The following is a 22,979-nucleotide window of genomic DNA, read 5'->3' as shown; positions in this document are numbered from 1 at the left end:
TACCTCTACATCCTCCCCGGGTTCGTCGTCCTCACGCTCTTCCTGCTGGCCCCGCTGGCATACGCCGTGTGGCTGTCGTTCTTCGCGTGGGACGGGCTCTCCCCCGGCACCTGGGTCGGCCTTCAGAACTACGCCGACGTGCTGACCGACCCGACGCTGCGCGCCCCGTTCGGGCACGCCCTCGTCCTCGTCGTGTTCTTCTCACTCGTCCCCGTCCTCCTCGGACTGCTCGCCGCGTCGCTTCTGATGCGGTCGACCGTCCGCGGCCGAGGCGTCTTCCAGGCGGTCGTGTTCGTGCCGCAGGTGATCGCCCTGACGGTCGTCGCGGTGGCGTGGAAGCGGATCCTCGCCCCCGACGGGCCGCTCAACGAGGCCCTCCGCGCGATCGGTCTCGACGGCCTCACCCGCGGCTGGCTGGGCGACCCCGACACCGCCCTCGTCGCCATCGGCGTCGTCGGGACGTGGCTCGGGACGGGACTGTGCACCGTGCTCTTCCTCGCGGGCCTCTCGCGGGTGCCGCGCTCGATCTACGACGCCGCCCGTCTCGACGGCGCCGGGTTCTTCCGCGAGACATTCGCGATCAGCCTGCCCTCGCTGCGCAACGAGCTCGCCGTCGCCCTGACGCTGACGATGGTCGCCGCGCTGCGGACGTTCGACCTCGTCTATCTCATGACCTCCGGCGGCCCGGGCGGCGCGAGCGCGGTCCCGGCGTACGAGGTCTACATGAAGTCGATGCGCCAGGGCGAGGTCGGCACCGGCGTCACGATCGCGCTGATCCTGGCGGCGTTCATCATGCTCCTCACCGTGCTGGTCAACCGGATCCCCGAGCGGGAGGAGCGATGAGCGAGCCTCGCCTCGAACGCAGCGTCACGATCGTCGTGCTCGCCCTCGGCACCGTGGTCGCGCTCTTCCCGATCGCGATGATCGTCGCGTCGGCGTTCGTCTCCGACAACCCCAACGAGACCGGGATCGTCTGGAGCAACCTCGCCACGGCGTGGGACGAGGGCCACTTCTCGACCTACATGCGTTCCAGCGTGATCGTCACCGTCTGCGTGGTGGTGCTGGCGACGGCGCTCTCGTGCCTGCTCGGCTACGCGTTCGGGACGATGCGGTTCCGCGGGTCCTCGGTGCTGTTCTACGTGCTGCTGCTCGGCCTGATGGTCCCCAACGAGGCCATCGTCGTCCCGCTCTACTACCAGCTCCGCGACCTCGGCCAGACCAACACCTACCAGGCGCTGATCTTCCCGCAGGTCGCTCAGTCGCTGGCCTTCGGCACGTTCTGGATGAGGGCCTACTTCCGCGGCACCTCGCGCGAGCTCGTCGAGTCGGCCCGGCTCGACGGCGCCGGCCACTTCCGGGTCTTCTGGTCGATCCTGCTGCCGATGGGCCGTCCGGCGATCATCACGATGGTCGTGCTGTTCTCGATGTGGACGTGGAACGAGTTCCTCCTGCCGCTGGTGATGATCCCCAGCAACGAGGACCTCCGGACGGCGCCGCTCGGGCTGACGTTCTTCAGCGGGCAGTACACCGGCTCGCCGTCGCTGCTCGCCGCGGCCGCGCTCATCGTGGCGCTGCCGATGCTCGTGCTCTTCCTGGTCGCGCAGCGGCACTTCATCCGCGGCATGACCGAGGGGGCGGTCAAGGGCTGACCCGCTCAGCCGCACGTCGACGATCGACCGAGAACCAGAGGGGGACTCATGATCCAGCGCACCACGAACACCATCGACTCCGGCGGTGCCGCACCACCACGATGGCGCAGGCTCGCCACGACGTCGGCAGCCGCGGCCTTGCTCGGCGCAGGGCTCGTCGCCGGCCCGGCCGCCGCGGCACCGGCGTCGTCCGGTCACGCCGACCGGCCCAGCACGGGGAGGCACTCGACGGCGACCGATCTCGACGTGCTCTTCGTGGGCGCCCACCCCGACGACGAGTCGGGACGGCTCTCGACCTTCGGCCAGTGGGGCGAGCAGTTCGGAAGTCGCGTCGGCGTCGTCACCATCACCCGCGGCGAGGGCGGTGGCAACGCGGTGGGTCCCGAGGAGGGCCCCGCGCTCGGCCTCATCCGCGAGCGTGAGGAGCGCGCTGCGGTGGGCACCGCCGGCGTCGAGGACGTGTTCAACCTCGACAAGGTCGACTTCTACTACTCGGTCAGCGCGCCGCTGCACCAGCAGGCGTGGGACGAGGAGGACACGCTCGAGCGACTGGTCCGGATCGTCCGTGAGACCCGTCCCGACGTCGTGGTGACGATGACCCCCGCCCCCACCCCGGGCAACCACGGCGGCCACCAGCAGGCCGCGCGGCTGGCCGCGGAGGCGTACGCCGTCGCCGGCGACCCGCGGCGCTTCCGCTCGCAGATCACGAAGGAGGGCCTGCGCGCGTACGCGCCGGACAAGCTCTTCCTGAACTCCGCCCGCGGCTCCGGCCCCGCCGGGTCGACGTGCCCTCGCGCGTTCACCCCGACCGACCCGACCGACGACGTGTACGGCGTGTGGGCCGGCGAGCGGTCGGCCAGCGGCAAGACCTGGGCGCTCGTCGAGCGCGAGGCGCAGCGCAAGTACGCCTCGCAGGGCTGGGCCGGGTTCCCCGACCCCAGCACCGACCCCCAGGCGATCGGGTGCGACTACTTCACCCAGGTCGCCTCGCGCGTGCCGTTCGCCCGAGGCGACCAGTCGGCCGCCGCGGCGTCCCCGGCAGCGATGCTCCACGGTGCGGTGCTCCAGGCTCCGCGCGGGCTTCCGCTCGGCACCGGACTCGAGCTCACTGGCGAGACGGTCGACCTCGTACCCGGGCAGAGCGTGACGCTCACCGCGCGCCTCACCGCTCCCCCGCGCGCCCGCCTGGTCCAGGCGACCGGCACCGTGGTCCTCCCCGAGGGGTGGCGCGGGACGCGGTCCGTCAGGTTCGGGACCGTGCCGCGCGGACGGACGGTCACCCGCCAGGTCACCGTCACGGCGCCGGCCGACGCCGCGCCCAACACCCGGGCGCTCATCGGGCTCGACGTCCGCTCCGGCTCACGGACGGGCTACACCAACCAGAAGCTGTCGGTGACCCCGGACGTGTCCGGGACCCAGCAGCTCCTCCCCCAGGTCGCAGAGTTCGAGGCCTGGGCGCCGACGGTGGGCCTCCCGCAGCTCCGTGGGCTGGTCGCGCCGGTCCTGACCCTGCCCAGCGGCGGAAGCCGTACGGTCGGGATCGACGTCACCAACCGCAGCGACACCCCGCAGTCCGGCACGGTGACCGTGGACCTGCCCGACGGCTTCGCGACGGCCGACGACACCGTCGCGTACGAGGACCTTGCGCCCGGGGCGACGCAGCGCGTCGAGATCGAGGTCACCAACACCGACGACACGCTCCCGACGTCCAACGAGGGCGGGGCCGGCGGTGACTACGCCTACACGATCACCACGACCAGCACCTCTGGCTCCTCCACCGCCACGGCGGCGCTCGAGCTGGTGCCGACGGCACAGGTCGGCGAGACGGCGGCGCCGACGCTCGACGGTACGGTCGCCCCCGGGGAGTACGCCTCGACGATCGACCTGTCGCGGCGGTGGGAGGGCGACGCCTGCACCTCGCCTGCCGACTGCAGCGCCACCGGCTACGTCACCCGTGCGGGCGACGACCTCTACGTCGCCGCCGAGGTGACCGACGACGTCAAGAGCGCCGTGCTCGCGGCGTCGGACTGCAAGCGTCACTGGCGCGTGGACTCGCTCGAGGTCGCGATCGACCCGACGGGGACGTCGGAGAACACCTCCACCACCTTCAAGATCGGGGCTCTCCCGTTCACCGCCGAGGGTCAGTCGTGCGCCGCCCGCGACGCCGACAACCGCCAGGGCCCGATCGGAGCGTTCCCGATGGCCGGGGAGGGCGGCTCGGACGAGACGACGCTCGACCCGGGCAACGTGGCGCCAGGGTTCGAGATGGCGTCAGCCGTGACCGCGCCCTACACGGGCTACGTCATCGAGATGAAGATCCCGCTGTCGGCGCTGCCGGCGACGGTCGACCCCGACCGCATGGGCTTCAACATGTTCGTCTACGACTCCGACACCCAGGACAAGGCGGGCCAGACGCGGCTCGGGTGGTCCACGTGGGGTGGCGTCCAGGGCGATCCCTACCGGTGGGGTCGCGTCGAGCTCGGCGGGGGCGCGCCGCCGCAGGTCGAGACCACGCCGCCGACGCTGGACTTCCCGGCGCTCGACAGCCTCGACTCGCCGCAGTCGGTCGAGCAGGCCGTACGCTCCGGCGTCGGGCTCTCCGGCCTGCCGACCCTCGACCCGAGGCGGACCGCCCGCGTGGTCCGGGCGGCGGTCCGGGGAGGTACGGCAGTGGTGACCGTGGACGTGCGGCAGCGGGGCACCGCGCACCTCTTCGCGGTGGCGGGCGCCGATGCTCGCGAGGTCGGCTCGACCGAGGTCGCGCTGCGGCCCGGACGACACCAGGTCCGCATCCCGGTGACGGCGCGGCCCACGTCGGTGCTCCTCGGGTTCGATCCTGACCGCTCCGAAGGCACTGCGAGCTCGTCGGTGAGGGTGCGGTGACGCAACCTCTCGGAGCCACCGCCCGCCACCTGGTCCGCGACGACGCGGACCAGGTGGCGGCGACGGCCGCCGACCTGATCCTCGAGGCGTGCGACGACGAGTGCTCGGTCGGGCTGGCGACCGGATCGTCCCCGCTCGGCGCGTACGACGAGATCGTCCGACGCGTCAGGGCGGGGACGGCGCCGCGCCGGGTGGCGCGACGCGGCTATCTCCTCGACGAGTACCTCGGCCTCCCCGTAGGCGACCGGAACTCGTACGCGTCGGTCATCCGGCGCGAGGTCGCCGACGCCCTCGGCCTCGAGGTCCGGGGCCCGGACGGGCAGGCCGCCGACCCCGACGCCGAGGCCGAGCGCTACGGGCGCGAGGTGGCGGAGGCGAGGGTCGCCGTGCAGGTCCTCGGGATCGGGCGCAACGGGCACCTCGGGTTCAACGAGCCCGGATCGGCGCTCGACTCCCGCACCCGGGTCGTCCGGCTCACCGAGACCACCCGGCGCGACAACGCTCGCTTCTTCGACTCCCTCGCCGAGGTCCCCACCCACGCCATCACGCAAGGCCTCGGCACCATCATGCAGGCACGGCGCCTCGTCCTGATCGCCCTCGGTGAGCGCAAGGCCGACGCCGTACGCGCCGCTCTGCACGGACCGGTCGACCCCGCCTGCCCAGCCTCGGTGCTGCAGCGGCATCCCGACTCCTACCTCGTCACCGACCGGGCGGCCGCGGGTGAGCCAGGAGCGGACCGGTGACCACACGTCACGCCGTGGTCGGAGGCGGGATCCTCGGCGTCGCGGTCGCCCGGGAGCTGCTCCGCCGCGACCCGGCCGCGCACGTCACCCTGCTGGAGAAGGAGCCGGAGCTCGCCGCGCACCAGACCGGGCGCAACAGCGGCGTGGTCCATGCCGGGCTGTACTACGAGCCCGGGTCGGCGAAGGCCCTGATGTGCCGGCGAGGGGTGGCGCTGCTCGAGGCGTACTGCGAGGAGATGGACATCCAGCGCGTCACGTGCGGGAAGGTGCTGGTCGCGCTCGACGACGACGAGCGCGCACGCCTGGCCGGGATCGAGCGTCGGGCCCTCGCCAACGGCGTCCCCGGGGTGCGGATCCTCAGCGCGGCCGAGCTCCGGGAGATCGAGCCCCACGTGGCCGGGATCGCCGCGCTGCACTCGCCGTCGACCTCGATCGTCGACTTCGCGGAGGTGACACGGGCTCTCGCCGCCGACGCGGTGGCGGCAGGAGCCAGCCTGCGGCTCGGCCACGAGGTCACCGCCATCGGTCGGCGGGGGGCGGAGGTCGTCCTGGCGGTCGCGACGGGTGGAAGCACCACCGACATCGCCTTCGACCACGTCGTGGCGTGCGGAGGTCTCCAGAGCGACCGGCTCGCCGCCATGGCGGGCGACGACCCCGATCCGGTGATCATCCCGTTCCGTGGCGAGTACTACGCCCTCCGCCCCGAGCGGCGCAGCCTGGTCAACGGGCTCGTCTATCCCGTTCCCGATCCTCGCTACCCGTTCCTCGGCGTGCACCTCACGCCCCGCGTCGACGGCGAGGTCCTGGTCGGCCCCAACGCCGTGCTCGCCCTCGCCAGGGAGGGGTACGACTGGCGCACCGTGTCCGCGCACGACCTGGCCCAGGTGGCTCGCAGCCCGGCGTTCTGGAGGTTCGCGCGTCACCACTGGCGGACCGGCGTGAGAGAGACGGCCGGATCGCTGAGCCGGCGTCGCTTCGTCGCCGCCGCCCGCGCGTACCTGCCCGAGCTCGCCGACGACGACGTGGTCCCCGGGCGGGCAGGCGTCCGAGCCCAGGCGCTCGACCGCGACGGCGGGCTCGTCGACGACTTCCGCATCACCGCACGCGAGCGCCTCGTGATCCTCCGGAACGCGCCCTCGCCCGCTGCCACGTCCGCCCTCGCCATCGCCGAGCACGTCGGCACCCTCGTCGCCGAATCCACCCGTACGGAGGACCTGTGAACGTCACTCTCGAACCAGGGCTGTGGGGCGTGCTCGCCACGCCCTTCGATACGGCTCTCGCCCTCGACCTTCCCTCGCTGCAGCGCGAGGTCGGGTCGTTCGTCGCCGACGGCTGCGACGGCCTGGTCGCGCGCGGGGTCGTCGGGGTGGCGGCGGCGCTGTCCGACGCCGAGGCGGTCGCCGTCGCACGCACCGTGGCGGCGAGCACCGACCTCCCGTACGTGCTGGGGTTGTCGGAGCGCGACCCCGAGCAGGTCGTACGACAGGCCGACCGCCTGCTCGCCGCGGTGCCCCGACCGCCGGTCGCCGTGATGGCTCAGATCAACGACCCCGATCCCGGGTCGGTGGCGGCGTCGCTGCGCCGGCTGCACGAGGAGACAGGATCAGCGGTGCTGCTCCAGGACTACCCCGTGGTCTCCGGCATCACCGTCCCTGACGAGACGGTCGTCGCGATCGCCCGGGCGTGTCCGTTCGTCGTCGGCGTCAAGTCCGAGACTCCCCCGACGTCGCTCGCGGTCGCCCGCCTGACGGCTGCCCTGGACGTGCCGGTCTTCGGTGGGCTGGGAGGAGTCGGGCTCCTCGACGAGCTGATGGCGGGCTCGGCCGGCGCGATGACCGGATTCAGCCATCCGGCCGCGCTCGCCGCCGTCCTGAGGTCGTACCGGGACACCGGCTTCGAGGACGCCCGGGCGCAGTGGGCGCCGTGGCTTCCGCTCGCCACCTTCGAAGGCCAGGTCGGCATCGGCCTGTCGATCCGCAAGGAGCTCTTGCACCGGCGCGGGATCCTCGGCACCAGTCGCGTCCGTCCGCCCGCGCGTGCCCTCCCGCCCGAGCTCGTCCCGCTCCTCGAACGCCACCTGGCCACCGTCCCGGCGTCCGGGCCCCTCTCGTCCGCCCTCTGAAGGAGGACCGCCCGTGCGACTCTCGACCATCCAGCTCAACGGCCGACCGACCGCGTGCGTGACCGTCGCCGAGGGACTCGCCCGGATCGACCAGGTGCTCCCCGGGGCGCCGGACGACGTGATGGCTCTCCTCGAAGGCGACCGTCTCGGCGAGCTTGCCCGCGCGATCGCTGCCGGCGTCGACACCTCTGCCCTGGTCGATCCCGGAGCAGCGGTGCTCACGCCCTGGACGCGGCCGCGCAAGATCCTCGGCATCGGGCTCAACTACCGGGCGCACGCGGGTGACCTCGGCGAGGAGGCACCCCGTACGTCGCCGGCCTCCTTCCTCAAGGCCGACCACACCATCGTCGGGCCCGGCGAGCCGATCGTCGTCCCCGGCGACCTCGGCACGGTGACCTCGGAGGCCGAGCTCGGTCTGGTCGTCGGCCGGCCCTGCTACCGCGTCAGCGTCGACGAGGCGATGGCGTACGTCGCGGGGGTCGTCGCGGTGCTCGACCAGACGGCCGAGGAGGTCCTCCTCGAGAACCCCCGCTATCTGACCCGGGTCAAGAACTACCCCACCTTCTTCGCCTTCGGGCCCGAGCTGATCACCCTCGACGAGGTGCTGGCGGAGGGGCCGCTGGAGGATCTACGCGTCGCAACGATCCACAACGGCGCGGTCCACCGCGAGGACGTGGTGGGCGGCATGACGTTCTCCCCCGCAGAGCTGCTGAGCTTCCACAGCCACGTCATGCCGTTCTTCCCTGGCGACATCCTGTCGACCGGGACACCGGGCGCCGTGGCGATCCAGGCGGGCGACACCGTGCGGTGCGAGCTCGGCGATGGGCTCTCCTTCCTGGAGAACCCGGTCAGGACGGTCGGGTGAGCGCTCCCCCGGCCGTACGCTGAGCGCATGACCGGCGATGTGACCCTCGTGATCGTGGTCTGAGCAAGGGCGACGATGTCCTCCCCGGCGGCCGACACGCGCAGACGTGAGCGATCGACCATCCTCGCCACGCGGCGTCTGCTCGGGGTCGACGCGGCGCGCGCCGTCGCGCTGATCGGCATGATGGCGACCCACCTGGAGTCCAGGATCGGGCCGGACGGCTCGACGTCCACGGTCCATCTCCTCGCGGCAGGGCGTGCCTCCGCCCTGTTCGCGCTGCTCGCCGGTGTCGGCATCGCGCTCGCCAGCGGCGGCACCCGGCCCCCGCGCGGGCGCTCCTGGCTCCAGGCTGCGGCCGCAACGGCGGCCCGGGCCGGCGTGCTCTTAGCGGTCGGCCTCGTCCTCGGCTCGTTCGAGTCGGGACTGGCGATCATCCTCTGCTACTACGGCGTGCTCTTCCTGGTCGCGCTGCCGTTCCTCCGCCTGAGCGCGGGCTGGCTGATCGGGCTCGGCCTCGTCGCCGCGGTCGTCATGCCGGTGATCAGCCAGGCGTTGCGCCACACGGTGACGGTGCCGCTGGATTCGGCGGTGCCCGACATCGTCACGGTCGTCACCGATCCCGCCGACACCGTGGTCAACCTTCTTCTCACCGGCTACTACCCGGTGGTGACCTGGACGGCCTACCTCCTCGTGGGCATGGGCGTCGGAAGGCTCCCGCTCGGTCGGATCGGTGTCGCCGCCGGCATCGCGGTGACGGGCACCCTCCTGGCGATCGCAGCCTGGGTGAGCTCGTCGAGCTGGCTCGCTGGAGGCGGACTCGAGGTGCTCAAGGCCACCGGCACCGGCGACACCCTCGCGTGGGTGCCCGTCGACGAGAACCTCCTGCACGTCGGGTTCGCGGGGAAGACACCCACCTCCTCGTGGGCATGGCTGGGGATCGCGTCACCGCACTCCGGCGCGCCGCCGGACCTCCTCCACACCCTCGGGACCTCGCTGGCCGTGCTGGGTCTGATGCTGATGCTGGAGCACGTGATCGGGCGGTTCCTCTGGCCTGCCGCCGCGATCGGGAGCATGACGTTCACGCTCTACTCGCTGCACGTCGTCCTCATCTCGACGCTGCTCCCGCGCACGATCGACCACGCGCTCCTCGTCCACGTCACGGTGGCGGCGCTGATCGCGGTCCCGTGGCGCCGCTACGTCGGCCGCGGGCCGCTCGAGGCGGCCGCCGCAGCCGCCGCCCGGGGTGCGGCACAGGCCGTCGGAGGAGGCGGCCGTACGATCGATCCGTGACTGCCACGACCTTCCGGATCGGCGACGGACAGCCGGTCGCGTACGAGACCGCACTGCACTTCTGGGTCAAGAGCGCCCGCGAGGTGCTCGTCGAGAAGGCGCGCGAGTACGGCGGTGACGTCACCGATCAGGACCTCGCGGCCGAGGTGCAACGGCGTACGGGCGTGAAGGCGCAGGGTCAGTCGGCGACCTGGATCGGCGACGTCCTCGCCGAGGTCGCCGCCGACGCCCACGAGCGCGGCGAGCCCGCGATCACGTCGCTGTGCGTGCGGGCCGACGGGACGGTCGCCGACGGCTACCGCGAGGCCGTGGCGCGGGTGACCGGCTCGCCGGTCGCCGATCCGGACCGCCATGCGGCTGCGCAGCGGTTCGCGTGCTACCAGCGGTACGGTGCGCCGCTCCCCTCCGACGGCGGCCGGCCCCGACCGTCCTCCCGGGTCGCCGCGCACGCCCCACGGACGTCGCGCCGGGAGCCCACGCTCCGCAAGGTCGAGCGTCCCGGCGTCGTCTGCCCGCGGTGCTTCCTCGAGATGCCGGCGACCGGCGTGTGCGACTCCTGCGGCTGAGGTTCGCCCCGAACGTCCCCTGACCCCGCTACGGTCGGGAGAGCACGAGAGGGGGGCGGATGTCGACTCGGGTCCTGACCGCGCCCTACGGGCGAGCCGCACTCGACGCGCTGACCGCGGTGGTCGCCGAGGCCAAGGGCACCGACCCCATGGCGCCCGTCACCGTGCTCGTGCCGACCAACGTCGCCGGGATCGTCGCGCGGCGTCACCTCGCTCTGGGCCTGCGCGACGGCGCGCCCGGTGTCGCCGCGCTGACCGTGACCACCCTGCCCCGGCTCGCCGAGCAGGTCGCCGCGGCCCGGATGGACCCTCGACGGCCGGCGACGCAGCCGGTCCTCGCCGCCGCGTGGCGCCAGGCGCTCGACCAGGACCCCGGCGTCTTCGCTCCGGTGACCGACCATCCCGCGACGATCCGTGCCCTGGTCGCCGCTCATCGAGAGCTCCGCGACCTCTCCCCGGGCGGCCGCGCCCGTGCGCGCGACTCCACGGGCCTCTCGGCCGACCTCATCCGCCTGCACGAGCAGGTGGTGGCCCTCACCGACCCCGTGTCGTACGACGCGACCGACCTGCTGCGCGAGGCAACCCGTCTCGTGGAGCAGGGCGCCCCGGGCGCCGCCCCGCTCGGAGCGGTCGTCCTCTTCCGTCCCCAACGCCTCACCCGGGCCGAGTCGGGACTCGCGCGTGCGCTGGCCGGGACGTCCGACTGCGTCGTCGTCGCGGGCATGACGGGGGTTCGGCGCGCGGACTCCGCCGTCCGTCACAGCCTCGATCTCATGGGGCTCGCTGTCCCGGAGGAGACGGCCGTCCCTCGCCCTGTCGCCTCTCGGGTCCTGCACGCCTCCGATGCCGACGACGAGGTCCGCTGCGTCGTGCGCGAGGTCGTCGCAACCCTGGACCGAACGCCCGCGCACCGGGTCGCCATCCTCTATGGCGCCCGCGTCCCCTACGCGCGCCAGCTCCACGAGCACCTCGAGGCGAGCGGGCTCACCGTCAACGGCCCGGCGACCCGCGCCGTGCAGGAGCGCGCGATCGCACGCGGTCTCCTCGGCATCCTCGACGCCGGCCGGACCGGTCTCGGCCGGGCGGACACGTTCACCGCACTCGCCGAGGCACCGGTGCTCGCCTTCTCCGACCGGCGCGTCCCGGTCTCGCGGTGGGAGCGGATCTCACGGCGCGCGGGCATCGTCGGACGAGGCGACTGGCGCACGCGTACGACCACCTTCATCGCCGACCAGCTGCGGCTCAAGGACCAGGAGCTCGCGCAGGAGAGCCCGCGCGAGGGACTTGTCGCGGCCGCCGATCGGGAGATCGGCGCCGCCGGCGCGATGCTGGAGTTCGTCGACCTCCTCGAGCAACGGTTCGAGGAGGCCGCGCGGATCAGCCGCTGGCAGGACCTGCGCACGTGGGCGCTCGACCTCCTTCACGACCTGTACGGGACGTCCGAGGCGTGGGCCGCGCTCCCTGCCGAGGAGCAGTACGCCGCGGTCGCGGTCGAGTCGGCGATCCACGGTCTGGCGGCGCTGGACGCGTTCGAGCTCCCGGTCGACGCCGAGACGCTCGCGGAGATCCTTGCCGTCGAGCTGGAGTCTTCGCTCCCCCGCGTCGGTCGCTACGGCGACGGAGTCTTCGTCGGTCCGGTGTCGGCAGCGGTCGGCATGGACCTCGACGAGGTGTTCGTGCTCGGTCTGAGCGAGGACTCGTTCCCGGGCCGCCTGCACGAGGACGCGCTGCTCAGCGACACGCTCCGCACGGCCACCGGCGAGCTGGATCCTCTCCGCTCGACCCTCGACGACAAGCAGCGCCACCTCCTCGCTGCGCTGGCCGCGGCGCCGAGGTCGACCGCGTCCTTCCCGCGGGGCGACCTGCGGCGCAGCACCACGCGGATCCCGAGCCAGTTCCTGCTTCCCAGCCTGCGCGAGCTCACCGGCAACAAGGAGCTCGCGGCGACCGAGTGGGACCGCCCGGACAAGCACCGCGCGTCCACCGACGGACTCCTCGTCGGCAGCCGCTCCTTCGCCGACGGCATCCTCACGACCGACCTCCCGGCGTCCGAGCAGGAGTGGCAGATCCGCGCCGCAGCCAGCGGGACCCTGCTCGCGCCGGAGCCCGCTGCGCTGCTCTCCGCGGCACGTGCCCTGATCGACGCACGCGCGAGCACCCGGTTCACCCGTTACGACGGCAACCTCGCCGGTGCGGCCGGCCTTCCCGACTACGCGCACAGCGATCAGGTGGTCTCACCCACCGCCCTCGAGTCGTACGCGCGGTGTCCCTTCGCCTACTTCGTCCAGCGACTGCTCCGCGTGGAGCCCTTGGAGCAGCCCGAGGAGATCGTCCAGATCTCGGCGGCGGAGATCGGCACCCTGGTGCACGGCGCGCTGGATGCCCTCATCACCGAGAGCGCCGGCGCCGGCACTCTCCCGTCGTACGCCGAACCCTGGACCGCGTCGCAGCACCAGCGGCTGCAGGAGCTCGTCACCGAGCGTGCGATCGATCTCGTCGAGCGCGGGCTCACCGGCCACCGGCGGCTGTGGGAAGCCGAGCTGGACGCCCTGCGGCAGGTGGTCGCACGCATGCTCGTGGACGACGACGTCTATCGGGCGCGGCGTGACGCCGAGGTCGTCCGAAGCGAGCTCGAGTTCGGCATCGGGAGCGATCGAGACCCCGTCGCTGTCGCACTGCCGGACGGTCGGCTGCTGATGCGCGGCAGTGCGGACAAGGTCGACCGGACACGTGACGGCGTCCTTCTGGTCACCGACGTGAAGACCGGCCGGGCGGACCCGTTCCGTGAGCTGGGGCAGGACCCGGTCGCCGCCGGGACAAAGCTCCAGCTCCCCGTGTACGCGCTGGCGGCGCGTGAGCGCGTCGCCGACAAGCCGGTCACCGGTGTCGAGGCGATGTACTGGTTCGTCCGCCGCAACGCCGGTGAGCGGATCCCGGTCACGCTCGACGACGATCTCGAGGCGCGCTACGCCCAGACGCTCCAGACGCTCGTCGACGGCATCGCCGCGGGCGTCTTCATCGGACGCCCGAGCGCGCAACCGGCGTACGGCTTCGTCGAGTGCGAGTTCTGCACACCGGGCGGCCTCGGCCACAAGGAGGCGCGACAGCGCTACGAGGACAAGCGGAGCGACGCCGCGCTCGTGCACCTGATCGAGCTCGTCGACCCTGAGGCGCTGGCATGACGTCGCTCACGACCCTGAACGACGAGCCCGCCCGCGACCGGATCACGACAGAGACCGACCGCAACCTGTTCGTCGACGCCGGGGCCGGCTCCGGCAAGACCCGAGCACTGGTCGACCGGGTGACGTTCCTGGTGCTCGACGCCGAGGCGCCCGTGCCGCTTCGCCACATCGTCGCGGTCACGTTCACCGAGAAGGCCGGGGCCGAGCTGCGGGACCGGCTGCGCGTCGCCTTCGAGGGCGCGCGACGCTCGTCGGTCATGCCGGAGCGCCAGGCGCGCGCCTCCGAAGCTCTCGAGGACCTCGACTCCGCCGCCATCGGCACGCTGCACGCCTTCGCGCAGCGCATCCTGACCCGACACCCGATCGAGGCGGGTCTCCCTCCGCTGATCGAGGTCCTCGACGAGGTCGCGTCCTCGGTGGCGTTCGAGGAGCGCTGGACGGTCATGCAGCGCGAGCTCCTCGACGACGACGCGATGGGCACGGCCTTGCTCCTCGCCCTCGCCGCCGACGTGCGACTTGCCCACCTCCGCTCGTTGACCCGCGCCTTCAACGCCGACTGGGACCTCATCGCCGACCGTGTCCCGCAGCGCGCCCCGGCCATCGTGCTGCCCGACCTGTCCGCGCTCTGGGAGGCAGCGTCCAGACTCGCGGCGCGGGCTGACGAGTGCACCGACGAGAGCGACAAGTTCCTCCCTCGTCTGGCCGCCTTCGGCGCCTGGGGCGACGAGCTCCGGACCGCGGTCGACGATCGCGCTCGATACACGACGCTCCTCCGCGCCGACACGCTCAAGACGTCGTACGGGCGCGGCGCGAACTGGCCCGATCTCGCGGGTCTGAAGGCAGCGTGCAAAGAGCTCCAGGCTCGCGCCGCCTCCGTCGCCCACGAGGTGACCGAGGCGACGCTGCGGCCGCTCGCATCCTGGATCGCTCACCGGGTGCGCGCCGACGCCGAGCGCCGGGCCGCGGAGGGTCGCGTCGAGTTCCACGACCTGCTCGTCCTGGCGCGCGACGTGCTGCGCCGCGACGCGGGCGTGCGCGCCGCTCTGCAGACACAGTTCCGGCGCATCCTCCTCGACGAGTTCCAGGACACCGACCCGATCCAGATCGAGCTCGCCGTGCGCATCGCCGGTGGCCGCGACGCCGACGCCGAGGACTGGCACGATGTCGTCGTCCCGCCGGGCTCGCTCTTCGTCGTCGGCGATCCGAAGCAGTCGATCTACCGGTTCCGCCGCGCGAGCATCGCGCTCTACCTGGACGCCCGAGACTGGTTCGGAGCCGACGACCGCGTGACGCTGACCACCAACTTCCGCACCGTCGCTCCCGTTCTGGGGTGGGTCAACGACGTTTTCGCGACCGTGATCGAGGCGTCACCCCGCTCCCAACCGGAGTACGCCCCGCTCGACCCCGCGCGGAGCGAGCACCCGTCCGTCGGACCGGCGGTCACGGTGCTCGGTCGCGTGGAGCACACCGAGTCGATCAGAGCAGATGCGCTGCGTGCCCTCGAGGCCGCCGACGTGGCCGCCGCCATCCGGCGGGCGCTCGACGAGGGCTGGACAGTGCGGGACGAGCGGACCGGGGGGTGGCGACCGGTCGTGCTCGCGGACGTGGCGATCCTCATCCCGTCCCGCCTCTCGCTCGAGGCGCTGGAGACCGCGCTCGACCGCGAGGGCCTCCCCTACCGGGCCGAGTCCAGCTCGCTGGTCTACCAGGCGGCCGAGGTCCGAGACCTCCTGACGGCTGCACAGACGATCGCGGATCCCAGCGACCAGTTTGCGAGCGTGCAGTCCTTGCGCTCGCCGCTCTTCGGGTGCGGCGACGACGACCTCTGGTCCTGGAAGCACGCCGGCGGGTCGTTCCACGTGCTCGCTCCCACCACGAAGACGCTCGAACGCCTCGAACGGCCCAATCATCCGGTGGCTGCCGGGTTGGACGCGTTGCGCGACCTCGTCCGCCGGGCTCGCTGGATGACGCCGAGCGAGGTCCTCACGACGATCGTGGCCGAGCGGGTAATGCTGGAGACCGCCGCGGTCGGCCCCCGCGCCCGCGACGGGTGGCGACGCCTGCGCTTCGTCGTGGACCAGGCCCGCGCGTGGTCGGAGGTGGAGCACGGAGGGCTCCGTGCCTACCTCGAGTGGGCCAGGCGTCAGGCCGACGACGCGGCGCGCGTCGCCGAGGCGGTGCTGCCCGAGACCGACGTGGACGCCATCCGGATCATGACCATCCACGGGGCCAAGGGCCTGGAGTTCCCCGTGGTGGTGCTCTCCGGCATGAGCACCCGCTCACAACGGCGCAAGGGCGTCCAGCTGCTCTGGACCGACGACGGCTACGAGGTGCGGCTCGTCGGGCAGGTCCAGACCAACGACTTCGAGGAAGCGGCCCCGGTCGACGAGCAGATGGACGCCCTGGAGCGTCGGCGCCTGCTGTACGTCGGTGCGACCCGAGCGCGCGACCATCTCGTGGTGTCGTTGCACCGGGTGGCCGACAAGACCGACACCAACGCGTGCATCCTCGCCGACGCCGGTGCAGGAGAGAACGCCTGGGCGACCGACGCTTCCGGCCTCGACGGCGACTCCGCTCCTGCCGAAGGCGCTCGTGGACGTCGGCGTGACCTTTCTCCCATGCCGCCGCCCGATCTCGCCGCCTGGCAGGCCCTGCTGGACGACGCACGTGCCGCAACCCGACTCACCGCGGTCCAGAGCGCCTCGGGCCTCGAAGGGACCGATCCGGAGATCGTTCTCCTCGACACCCCGCCGGCAGACGCCGGCCGCGCCAAGGGTGGGCGCGACGTCGAGCTCCCCCCGTGGCGCAAAGGTCGTTACGGGTCGGCGGTCGGACGTGCGGTCCACGGGGTGCTGCAGGCGGTCGACCTGGCCACCGGTGCGGGGCTCGACGACGCGGTCGCTGCGCAGTGCCGCGCCGAGGCCGTGACGGACTTCTCCGCCGAGGTTCGCGCTCTCGCAGCCTCCGCGCTCAAGGCGCCGGTGGTGAGACGTGCCGCTGAGCGGGAGCACTGGCGGGAGTCCTACGTCGGCACCGTCAGCGAGGACGGCACGATGATCGAAGGCTTCGTCGACCTGATCTACCGCGACGACGACGGCACGCTGCACGTCGTCGACTACAAGACCGACGACGTCCCGCAGGCTGCGCTCGGCGCACGGACGGCCTTCTACCGCCCGCAGGTGGCGGCGTACGAGGAGTGCCTCCGCGCGGCGACCGGTGCCTCTGTCACGACGTCGCTGCTCTTCCTCGGCGTCGGCCGTGAGGCGTGGGAGGTCCCCGTCGGTCGGTGAGCCCGACGTCGCAACGTCGGCTTCGCGTCAGACCAGCGCCTTGCGGGCACGCTGCTCGTAGAGCGCCAGGAAGGCCTCGAGCAGCTGGAGCGCGGCCAGGGCGGGCAGGAGGGCGTTGGTCGGAGCGCCGAGCGCGGCCCACGGGCGTCCGTGGGCGAAGGCAGAGCCCAGCGTCCACGGAAGGAGCACCCCGAGGCTCGGCCGCGGGAGCTGCGCGTCGGCGTACGCGACGGCTGTCTCGACGCGATAGCCGCGCCGGACCTCGTCGACGTCGAGCCGACGACGACGCGCGACCATCTCGAGGGAGATCAGCCGCGCCTCGGCGGGGGGAAGGCTCGGCAGGCGGAGGTGCCGGGTCGCCGCCTCGGAGTCGGCGATGTCCTGGGCGTGCCATCGCAAGGTGCGTTCGATGCGGTCGTCGCGGCTGGCGGGTCCGAGGATCCAGTAGGCGGTGGCGAGGTTCTCCAACGCGCCGTGCGCGAGCGACCAGGTGGCCGCCGAGTGCGGGGCGTGCGCGTCGACCACGAGTGTCTTCACGGCATGCAGGTGATCGATCCCCGCGGTCAGGCACCGCCGAAGGGTCTGGCTGGTGGCGTACGGGCCGCTGGTGATGTCGTCGGCCGACAACGACGACCCGGACGCCACGGGGAACTCCTCGCGCGCGCTGCAGCGCTGCATCACACGCTCGATCAGGACGCCGTTGCTGGCCCATCTCTCCAAGGCCTGCTCCTCGAGGTCGACCAGGGCGAGCTCAGGGACGGAGCGCCCCGTCGCGGTCGTGGTGGCGTGGTCGTCGAGCATGCGGGAGTCCTTGGCGGAGGGCAGTCACGGGAGTCGAGCGTTCCCGTGGAGGGCGGGGGTGCGCGTCACCGTATCGGAGCACGGACACCACGTTCCACTCGCGCGGTCGACCCGCGACGTCCGCCGTGTGTACATCGCTGTACGTTGTTGTACATGTCCACCGTCACGATGAGTCAGGCACGGGCCCAGCTGGCGGCGCTGCTGGACCGCGTCGAGGCCGGCGAGGAGATCACGATCACCCGCCACGGCCGCGCGGTGGCCCGCCTCTCCGCTCCCCGCACGGCACGAGCGGCACGCGCGGACCATCTCTTCGCGGCGGCCGACGCCATCGCCGACGAGGTCGACAGCTATCGAGGGCTCCCGCTTCCCCGCGCGCCCCGAGAGGCGGATGCGGACGCCGCGGTCCGGTCGCTCCGCGCGGACCGAGACTCTTGGTGACGGTCGCCTTCGACGCTGGCGTCGTCATCTGTGCTGCGGTCGCCGACCAGCGGGGCGCGATCCTGCTCGACGCGATCGACACCTCGTCGTCTCCCGACGTGCCGGTCGGGATCGGATCGACGCTGCTCGTCACCGAGGCGCTCACCGTCGCCGACGACCGTCGTGACGAGCGCCTCCGCATGATCGCGATCCTTGGCCGGCTCGCGCTCCTCCCCGTCACTCAGGACGTCGCCGTGGTGGCTGCCGCCCTCAAGCTCCGGCACCGGCTCAAGACTCCCGACGCGCTGCACCTCGCCACCGCGATCACCGCGGGTGCCGACCAGTTCGTGACGATCAACCGACGCGACTTCGGCTCGCGGATCACCGAGATCGACATCGTCCACCCGTGAGCGCTGTCCCGCCTGGCGGGCATCTGTGATGCCCGCCAGACGGGCAGCTCAGATGCCGCAGGTGGGTGCGGACCAGAAGCGCGACGCGGGTGCTGCCACGTGGACGTGGTCGTCATGGCCTGGGTAGCCCGGCCCCAGGATCATCGCGAACCCGTGGTTGCGTGCCTGCTTCGCGATCGTGCAGAACCCCTGGGAGCCGGCACCGAGATCGGCGGCGTCGCCGTAGAGGTGCCGACTGTTGGACGCTCCTCCGACCGCGCTGTTGCACGACGTGCTGCGGAAGCCGCTGTTGACCGTCAGCGGTCGATCACCCAAGGCGTGGCGGAGCGCCTGGAGCTTCCACATCGTGACGAGGGCGTTCGCCCGTGCCGTCGCAGCGGACACCGCCCCGCCCGACCAGGTGCTGTTGCACCGGTTCAGCTCGGCATAGCTGAAGTTGGCCGGCGTGCAGTCGTCGTCCTGCAGCGCGTAGATCTTGGAGTACGTCTGGGCGTTCGCGACTCCGTCGGCGGTGAGACCGTACGCCTGCTGGAAGCGCGTGACGGCCGCCTTGGTGGCGGGGCCGTAGCTGCTGTCGAGGGCGAGGACACCCCCGGAGCCGGGATAGCCCGACACCCGGATCTGGAGCTGACGGACGTCGTCACCCGTCGATCCTTGGGACAGCGTGCGGGACCACGTGTAGCAGGCGTCGGCAGAGGCCGGACCGGCCGTGGCGACCACGCCGAGCGTGGTGGTGGCGATCACGAGGGCAAGTGCTGCGACGAGATGACGGATGGATCGGACCACGGTCTGCCTCCAGGGGTGAGGATCGTTGTGCCAAGGTTCGTCGCACTCGTCGATCTTGGCAACCCCCAACCGCGGGCGCACCGCCTGAGGGAGGCTGTGGACAACGCTGACGCGTGACGGTCGGTTCGCGGGACAGTTCGGCGCATGCCGCTGTTCGACCCGTACCCCGCGTCACCCGAGCAGATCCTTGCCTCGGCCGGCGAGATCGAGGGCCGCGCCACTGCCGTGGGCTCCGTCGTGGACGAGACGGTCCGCCGGGTCGTGGCGGCCTCGTCCCACGTCGACGGGTCGCTCCTCACCGCGATCCCGCTGGGGGCGGGGCCGGTCATGGCGCTGGGTGGCCAGGTCGACGAGCGCTCCCGATACGCGGCGACCGTCGTCCGGGCCTGGGCTGTCAGCGTGACGATCTACGACGCAGGTGTGGAGGCGCTCAACGCGGAGTACGACGCGGCCGCCGCCGATACTCGCGCGGCGACGACCGCCGACCTTCATCGCCGGCACGCCGTGCTGGAGGGCTCGCTCGACGACGCCGCGCGGCAGCTCGCCAGGCTCCTCGATGCCGGCCCGTCGGACGACGGCTGGCGAAGGCTCGGCGGGCTCGGGCCCGTGCCTTCCTCGTACGCGCCGCCCGTGACACGGCCCCGGCGCGGCGGCGACCCCGCCGCGATCACGGCGCTGACGGTCCTGCTGGGCGATCCACGCGCCTGTCTTCCCGAGACCGGCAACGTCGCGGACTGCCTGGTCGAGGCCGCCTCGGTCCTACCGATCGGCAAGCTGCTCAAGCTCCGCAAGCTGCTCAAAGCCTTCGAGAATGCCGACGACGTCAAGGACACCAGCAACTACGTTGACGACGTCGCCGACGTCCTCGATGAGCTCCCACACGGCCGGCGGCGGCACGTTCGTACGGTCGCAACCGAGCAAGAGCTCCGCGACCTCTACGGTCGCCTCACGTCCCGAGGTCTGCCCACCGAGATCGATCGCTACGACGGAATCGCCGTCAAGCGCCCAGATGGCATCATCATCGGACTCCGGGAGGAATCACGAAGTGGTGGTGTCACGATCGACGTCATCGCTGGGGACGGCATCAAACGGAAGGTTCATATCCAATGAAGTCGGCAGATGGCCTGACCCTTGATCAAGAGATCCTCTCCAGCGGCTGCCTCGATTGGGTTGATGCCTCAGAGGTCATCGGTATCGCCCGCAATCTCGACTCCGCGTCCGCGCTCGACCCTGCGGACCTCCGCGATCTCTGCATCGGTGTCATCGCGCGGCTTTCCGCGAGCGGGTTGATCGAGATCGGTGAGCTGGGCAAGGACAGCCGATTCGTCCCCTGGGACGGAAGCGAGCCCGAGAACCTCCGCCGCCTCGCGCGCGAGTGGGCACGGCGCGCGGACCCGTACCCCCAGATGTGGGACCTCTTCTGGCTCAACACGACGCCTCGCGGTGACGAGATCGGCAACGCGATCACCGACTGGGTCAACGCCGACCCCGAGACGCGAGGTCCTGCTCCCTCGGTCGACCCGGCACGGTGAGCGGGGGTCAGTTCGAGCTGGTGTCCCGCGGCAGCTTCGGGATCAGCCAGCCGAGGAACGCATCCTGGCTCCGCGTCTGCAGATAGACCCGTCCGGGGCCGGTCAGGTCGACGACGAAACCCTCCCCGCTGAGCAGCGTCGACTTCCAGCCGCCAACCTTGCGCACCTTGAAGTCGACCCCCTCGCTCCAGCCGACGAGGTGACCGGTGTCCACGACGTGCCGCTCCCCCGGCGCGAGGTCCATCGTCTCGATCGCGCCGTAGCTCGCGACGAGCAACGGCCCGGTGCCCGTGCAGCGGAGCATGAACAGACCCTCGCCACCGAAGAACGTCTTCGCGCCGCCCCACTTGCTGTCGACCTCGATCTCGGGTCCGGCGGCGAGGTAGGCCCCCGACTGGAGAAACACGGTCTCTCCGCTCAACGTCCACGTCACGATGTCGCCGGGCAGCACGGGCGCGAAGGTGATCGTGCCCGGCCCACCCTGCGCAGTGAAGGTGTTGACGAAGAACGACTCGCCACCGAGCACCGCTCGACGCAGACCCTTGAGCATGCCGCCGCCGGTCGAGGTCTGGATCTCGACGTTGGACGACATCGCCATCATCGCTCCACCCTCGGCCTTGACCGACTCGCCGGGCGAGAGGGTACAGACGGCAGCGGCGTAGCCAGGGCGGCTGGTGATATCGATGTCCATGTGGGCAGTGTGCCAACTCCTACCGCCTTACGCTGCGGAACCACGCGTCGCGGTCTCGGGGGTCTGCCCCGGTCCGTCGTCGGCTCGGCGGCGTGCCGCCCTGGGGTACCGGTGCATGGTGGTCCAGCGACGCGGTCAGCACGGCCTCCCCACCGCTCAGGTCGGACAGGCGACGCGAGAGTTCCGGCACCGCCACCGAGGGGAGGTGACCGGTGAGCACGGTGAACCCGTCCTGAGGCGCCGATCCGGCCACCGTCCCGCCGAGCCGGCCGATGAGCGAGAGCACGCGCGCCAGCGCCTTGTCGGGGAGCTCGACCTCGTACCGGTCGATCGGCTGGCACACCTGCGTCCCGGCCCGCTCGAGCGCGGCGATGACGACGACCGCCGCGAGGTTGCGGAAGTCGGCGCCGACGCTGGACATGGCCTTGTTGAACGACTGGTGCGCGTGGCTCTGTCGCGGCCAGTAGTCCGACGTCGTCATCGTGACGAGGCAGTCGGTGACCTCCCACCCACGGAGCCCTTGTCGGAGCGCCGCCCGGGCACCTTCCTCCGTCGCAGCCACGAACGCCGGTGGGAGGTTGCCACGCTCGCTGCCCGCCGAGAACGCGACGCCGCTCCCCCGCGCTCCCGGCTCCACCCGAAGGCCGATCGTTGCCAGGTACGGGTTGCCGGCGGCACCGATCTCCTCGAGCGCGTCGCCGTCGCCGACGACCCGCTCGAGGCACACCACCGAGGTCTCCGCGAACCTGACCCGCACGCCGTAACGCTCCTCGAGGACGGCGGCGATGACCTCCTTCTGCACCTCACCATGGAGCCGGACGACGGCCTCCCCCTCGACCTCGTCGACACGCAGGTCGATCAACGGGTCCTCGTCGGCGAGGTCGGCGAGCCCGGCGAACATCGTCGCCCGCTGCGTCGGGTCGTCCGGGGTGACCACGGTCTGCATCGTCGGCGGCGGAAAGCGGTACGAGGTCCGTCCCGGTGCGCTCCCCAGCACGTCGCCGATCCGGACGTCCAGCCCTCGCACCACCGCGACCTCACCCGCCTCGACCGACCTCGTCGTCTGCAGGCCGCCGGGTCGACTCACCGCGATCTCGGTCACGGGGGCCGGGGGGAGACCGGCCGCGGTGACCTTCTCCCGCACTCGGAGCGTGCCGGACCACCATCGGACCCACGCGCGCCGGCCCCGCACGTCGCGTTCGATCGCGAAGACTGTCCCGCCGGTCGGGCCCTTCGCCGCCGGAGCCGGGCGAAGGAGCGTCGTGATCGCGTCACGCAGGGCATCGATGCCGGCGCCGGTGATCGCTGAGCCGACGAGGAGCGGGGTCACGGCCCGTCGGAGTACGGCGTCGCGGAGGCCCGCCGCGAGCTGGTCCGGCATGATCGGCCGGCCCTCGACCCAGCACGCCAGGACGTCGTCGTCAGCCGCCGCGACCGCCTCGATCAGCCGCGGGTCGTCGGACTCCACCGCCTCGACGCGCGCGTCGCGGTGCCCGATGTTCCGTACGTGCGAGAGCACGGTGACGTCGGCCGTCAGCCGCCGCCGTACCTGCGAGACGACGTGGTCGAGATCGGCGCCGCGCCGGTCCACCTTGTTGACGAAGAACAGCGTCGGCACGCCGAGCCGCCGGAGGGCGCGCCAGATGGCGACCGTCTGAGGCTGCACGCCTTCGACCGCGGACACGACGAGCACCGCGGCGTCGAGGATCAGCAACGAACGCTCCACCTCGGCGATGAAGTCCGGGTGGCCCG

At 72.1% G+C, this 22,979-nt stretch carries 19 protein-coding genes; 15 read left to right on the top strand and 4 right to left on the bottom strand.

Annotated features, from left to right (window positions below; translation table 11 throughout):
* The 11 genes from PV363_RS04850 to PV363_RS04800 form a co-directional block, all read left to right on the top strand.
* Positions 1 to 843, top strand: an 843-nt coding sequence (locus PV363_RS04850; RefSeq protein WP_301021792.1) for a sugar ABC transporter permease, incomplete at its 5' end; no start/stop codon positions are given.
* Positions 840 to 1,649, top strand: coding sequence for a carbohydrate ABC transporter permease (locus PV363_RS04845; RefSeq protein ID WP_220341489.1), 810 nt, complete (start codon positions 840 to 842; stop codon positions 1,647 to 1,649). The genes PV363_RS04850 and PV363_RS04845, both read left to right, overlap by 4 nt.
* Before the next feature lie 48 nt (positions 1,650 to 1,697).
* Positions 1,698 to 4,532, top strand: coding sequence for a sugar-binding protein (locus PV363_RS04840; protein ID WP_301021791.1), 2,835 nt, complete (start codon positions 1,698 to 1,700; stop codon positions 4,530 to 4,532).
* Positions 4,529 to 5,275: a glucosamine-6-phosphate deaminase gene (locus PV363_RS04835; RefSeq protein ID WP_301021790.1), complete on the top strand. Its 747-nt coding sequence runs from the start codon at positions 4,529 to 4,531 to the stop codon at positions 5,273 to 5,275. Before PV363_RS04840 ends, PV363_RS04835 begins: the two co-directional genes overlap by 4 nt.
* The gene (gene lhgO / locus PV363_RS04830; protein WP_301021789.1) at positions 5,272 to 6,495 is read left to right on the top strand and encodes an L-2-hydroxyglutarate oxidase; all 1,224 of its coding nucleotides are present in this window, start codon (positions 5,272 to 5,274) and stop codon (positions 6,493 to 6,495) included. The genes PV363_RS04835 and lhgO overlap by 4 nt, the downstream gene beginning before the upstream one ends.
* Positions 6,492 to 7,397 carry a dihydrodipicolinate synthase family protein gene (locus PV363_RS04825; RefSeq protein WP_301021788.1) on the top strand — a complete coding sequence of 302 codons (906 nt, stop codon included), beginning with the start codon at positions 6,492 to 6,494 and terminating at the stop codon, positions 7,395 to 7,397. Before lhgO ends, PV363_RS04825 begins: the two co-directional genes overlap by 4 nt.
* 13 nt (positions 7,398 to 7,410) lie before the next feature.
* On the top strand, positions 7,411 to 8,262 hold the full coding sequence (locus PV363_RS04820) for a fumarylacetoacetate hydrolase family protein (protein WP_301021787.1): 852 nt from the start codon (positions 7,411 to 7,413) through the stop codon (positions 8,260 to 8,262).
* 75 nt (positions 8,263 to 8,337) lie between these two features.
* A complete protein-coding gene (locus tag PV363_RS04815) occupies positions 8,338 to 9,552 on the top strand; it encodes a heparan-alpha-glucosaminide N-acetyltransferase domain-containing protein (protein WP_301021786.1) in 1,215 nt (404 codons plus the stop codon).
* A complete protein-coding gene (locus tag PV363_RS04810) occupies positions 9,549 to 10,118 on the top strand; it encodes a hypothetical protein (RefSeq protein ID WP_220341483.1) in 570 nt (189 codons plus the stop codon). Before PV363_RS04815 ends, PV363_RS04810 begins: the two co-directional genes overlap by 4 nt.
* Before the next feature lie 59 nt (positions 10,119 to 10,177).
* Positions 10,178 to 13,300 carry a PD-(D/E)XK nuclease family protein gene (locus PV363_RS04805; protein WP_301021785.1) on the top strand — a complete coding sequence of 1,041 codons (3,123 nt, stop codon included), beginning with the start codon at positions 10,178 to 10,180 and terminating at the stop codon, positions 13,298 to 13,300.
* Positions 13,297 to 16,590: a UvrD-helicase domain-containing protein gene (locus PV363_RS04800; protein ID WP_301021784.1), complete on the top strand. Its 3,294-nt coding sequence runs from the start codon at positions 13,297 to 13,299 to the stop codon at positions 16,588 to 16,590. The genes PV363_RS04805 and PV363_RS04800 overlap by 4 nt, the downstream gene beginning before the upstream one ends.
* Positions 16,591 to 16,617: 27 nt before the next feature.
* Here PV363_RS04800 and PV363_RS04795 read toward each other — a convergent pair whose 3' ends face one another.
* Positions 16,618 to 17,391 (bottom strand): hypothetical protein, encoded by a 774-nt coding sequence (locus PV363_RS04795; RefSeq protein ID WP_301021783.1) that lies wholly within the window; start codon positions 17,389 to 17,391, stop codon positions 16,618 to 16,620.
* Between the two features lie 153 nt (positions 17,392 to 17,544).
* On the opposite strand from PV363_RS04795, the gene PV363_RS04790 reads away from it, so the two are divergent.
* Positions 17,545 to 17,829, top strand: coding sequence for a type II toxin-antitoxin system prevent-host-death family antitoxin (locus PV363_RS04790; protein WP_220341479.1), 285 nt, complete (start codon positions 17,545 to 17,547; stop codon positions 17,827 to 17,829).
* Entirely contained in the window at positions 17,826 to 18,218 is a 393-nt protein-coding gene (locus tag PV363_RS04785; protein WP_301021782.1) for a PIN domain-containing protein, read from the top strand. Before PV363_RS04790 ends, PV363_RS04785 begins: the two co-directional genes overlap by 4 nt.
* A gap of 48 nt (positions 18,219 to 18,266) precedes the next feature.
* Here PV363_RS04785 and PV363_RS04780 read toward each other — a convergent pair whose 3' ends face one another.
* On the bottom strand, positions 18,267 to 19,004 hold the full coding sequence (locus PV363_RS04780) for a D-Ala-D-Ala carboxypeptidase family metallohydrolase (RefSeq protein ID WP_220341477.1): 738 nt from the start codon (positions 19,002 to 19,004) through the stop codon (positions 18,267 to 18,269).
* Positions 19,005 to 19,148: 144 nt separating this feature from the next.
* Here PV363_RS04780 and PV363_RS04775 point away from each other — a divergent pair, with 144 nt between their 5' ends.
* Positions 19,149 to 20,114 (top strand): hypothetical protein, encoded by a 966-nt coding sequence (locus PV363_RS04775; RefSeq protein ID WP_301021781.1) that lies wholly within the window; start codon positions 19,149 to 19,151, stop codon positions 20,112 to 20,114.
* Positions 20,111 to 20,536 (top strand): hypothetical protein, encoded by a 426-nt coding sequence (locus PV363_RS04770; protein WP_220341475.1) that lies wholly within the window; start codon positions 20,111 to 20,113, stop codon positions 20,534 to 20,536. Before PV363_RS04775 ends, PV363_RS04770 begins: the two co-directional genes overlap by 4 nt.
* Before the next feature lie 7 nt (positions 20,537 to 20,543).
* Here PV363_RS04770 and PV363_RS04765 read toward each other — a convergent pair whose 3' ends face one another.
* Entirely contained in the window at positions 20,544 to 21,227 is a 684-nt protein-coding gene (locus tag PV363_RS04765; protein WP_220341474.1) for a TIGR00266 family protein, read from the bottom strand.
* Between the two features lie 19 nt (positions 21,228 to 21,246).
* On the bottom strand, positions 21,247 to 22,979 hold a 1,733-nt coding region (locus tag PV363_RS04760), incomplete at its 5' end, for a GTP-binding protein (protein ID WP_301021780.1).

The sequence above is a fragment of the Mumia sp. genome, from assembly GCF_028803055.1.
Classification (GTDB): Bacteria; Actinomycetota; Actinomycetes; order Propionibacteriales; family Nocardioidaceae; genus Mumia.
This window is presented reverse-complemented; position numbering and strand designations above follow the sequence as displayed.

Excerpts from the sequence above, each read along its gene's own strand:
- PV363_RS04845 (WP_220341489.1), top strand. The coding sequence starts at position 840 with ATGAGCGAGCCTCGCCTCGAACGCAGCGTCACGATCGTCGTGCTCGCC.
- PV363_RS04840 (WP_301021791.1), top strand. The coding sequence starts at position 1,698 with ATGATCCAGCGCACCACGAACACCATCGACTCCGGCGGTGCCGCACCA.
- PV363_RS04815 (WP_301021786.1), top strand. The coding sequence starts at position 8,338 with ATGTCCTCCCCGGCGGCCGACACGCGCAGACGTGAGCGATCGACCATC.
- PV363_RS04805 (WP_301021785.1), top strand. The coding sequence starts at position 10,178 with ATGTCGACTCGGGTCCTGACCGCGCCCTACGGGCGAGCCGCACTCGAC.
- PV363_RS04800 (WP_301021784.1), top strand. The coding sequence starts at position 13,297 with ATGACGTCGCTCACGACCCTGAACGACGAGCCCGCCCGCGACCGGATC.
- PV363_RS04795 (WP_301021783.1), bottom strand. The coding sequence starts at position 17,391 with ATGCTCGACGACCACGCCACCACGACCGCGACGGGGCGCTCCGTCCCT.
- PV363_RS04790 (WP_220341479.1), top strand. The coding sequence starts at position 17,545 with ATGTCCACCGTCACGATGAGTCAGGCACGGGCCCAGCTGGCGGCGCTG.
- PV363_RS04775 (WP_301021781.1), top strand. The coding sequence starts at position 19,149 with ATGCCGCTGTTCGACCCGTACCCCGCGTCACCCGAGCAGATCCTTGCC.
- PV363_RS04770 (WP_220341475.1), top strand. The coding sequence starts at position 20,111 with ATGAAGTCGGCAGATGGCCTGACCCTTGATCAAGAGATCCTCTCCAGC.
- PV363_RS04765 (WP_220341474.1), bottom strand. The coding sequence starts at position 21,227 with ATGGACATCGATATCACCAGCCGCCCTGGCTACGCCGCTGCCGTCTGT.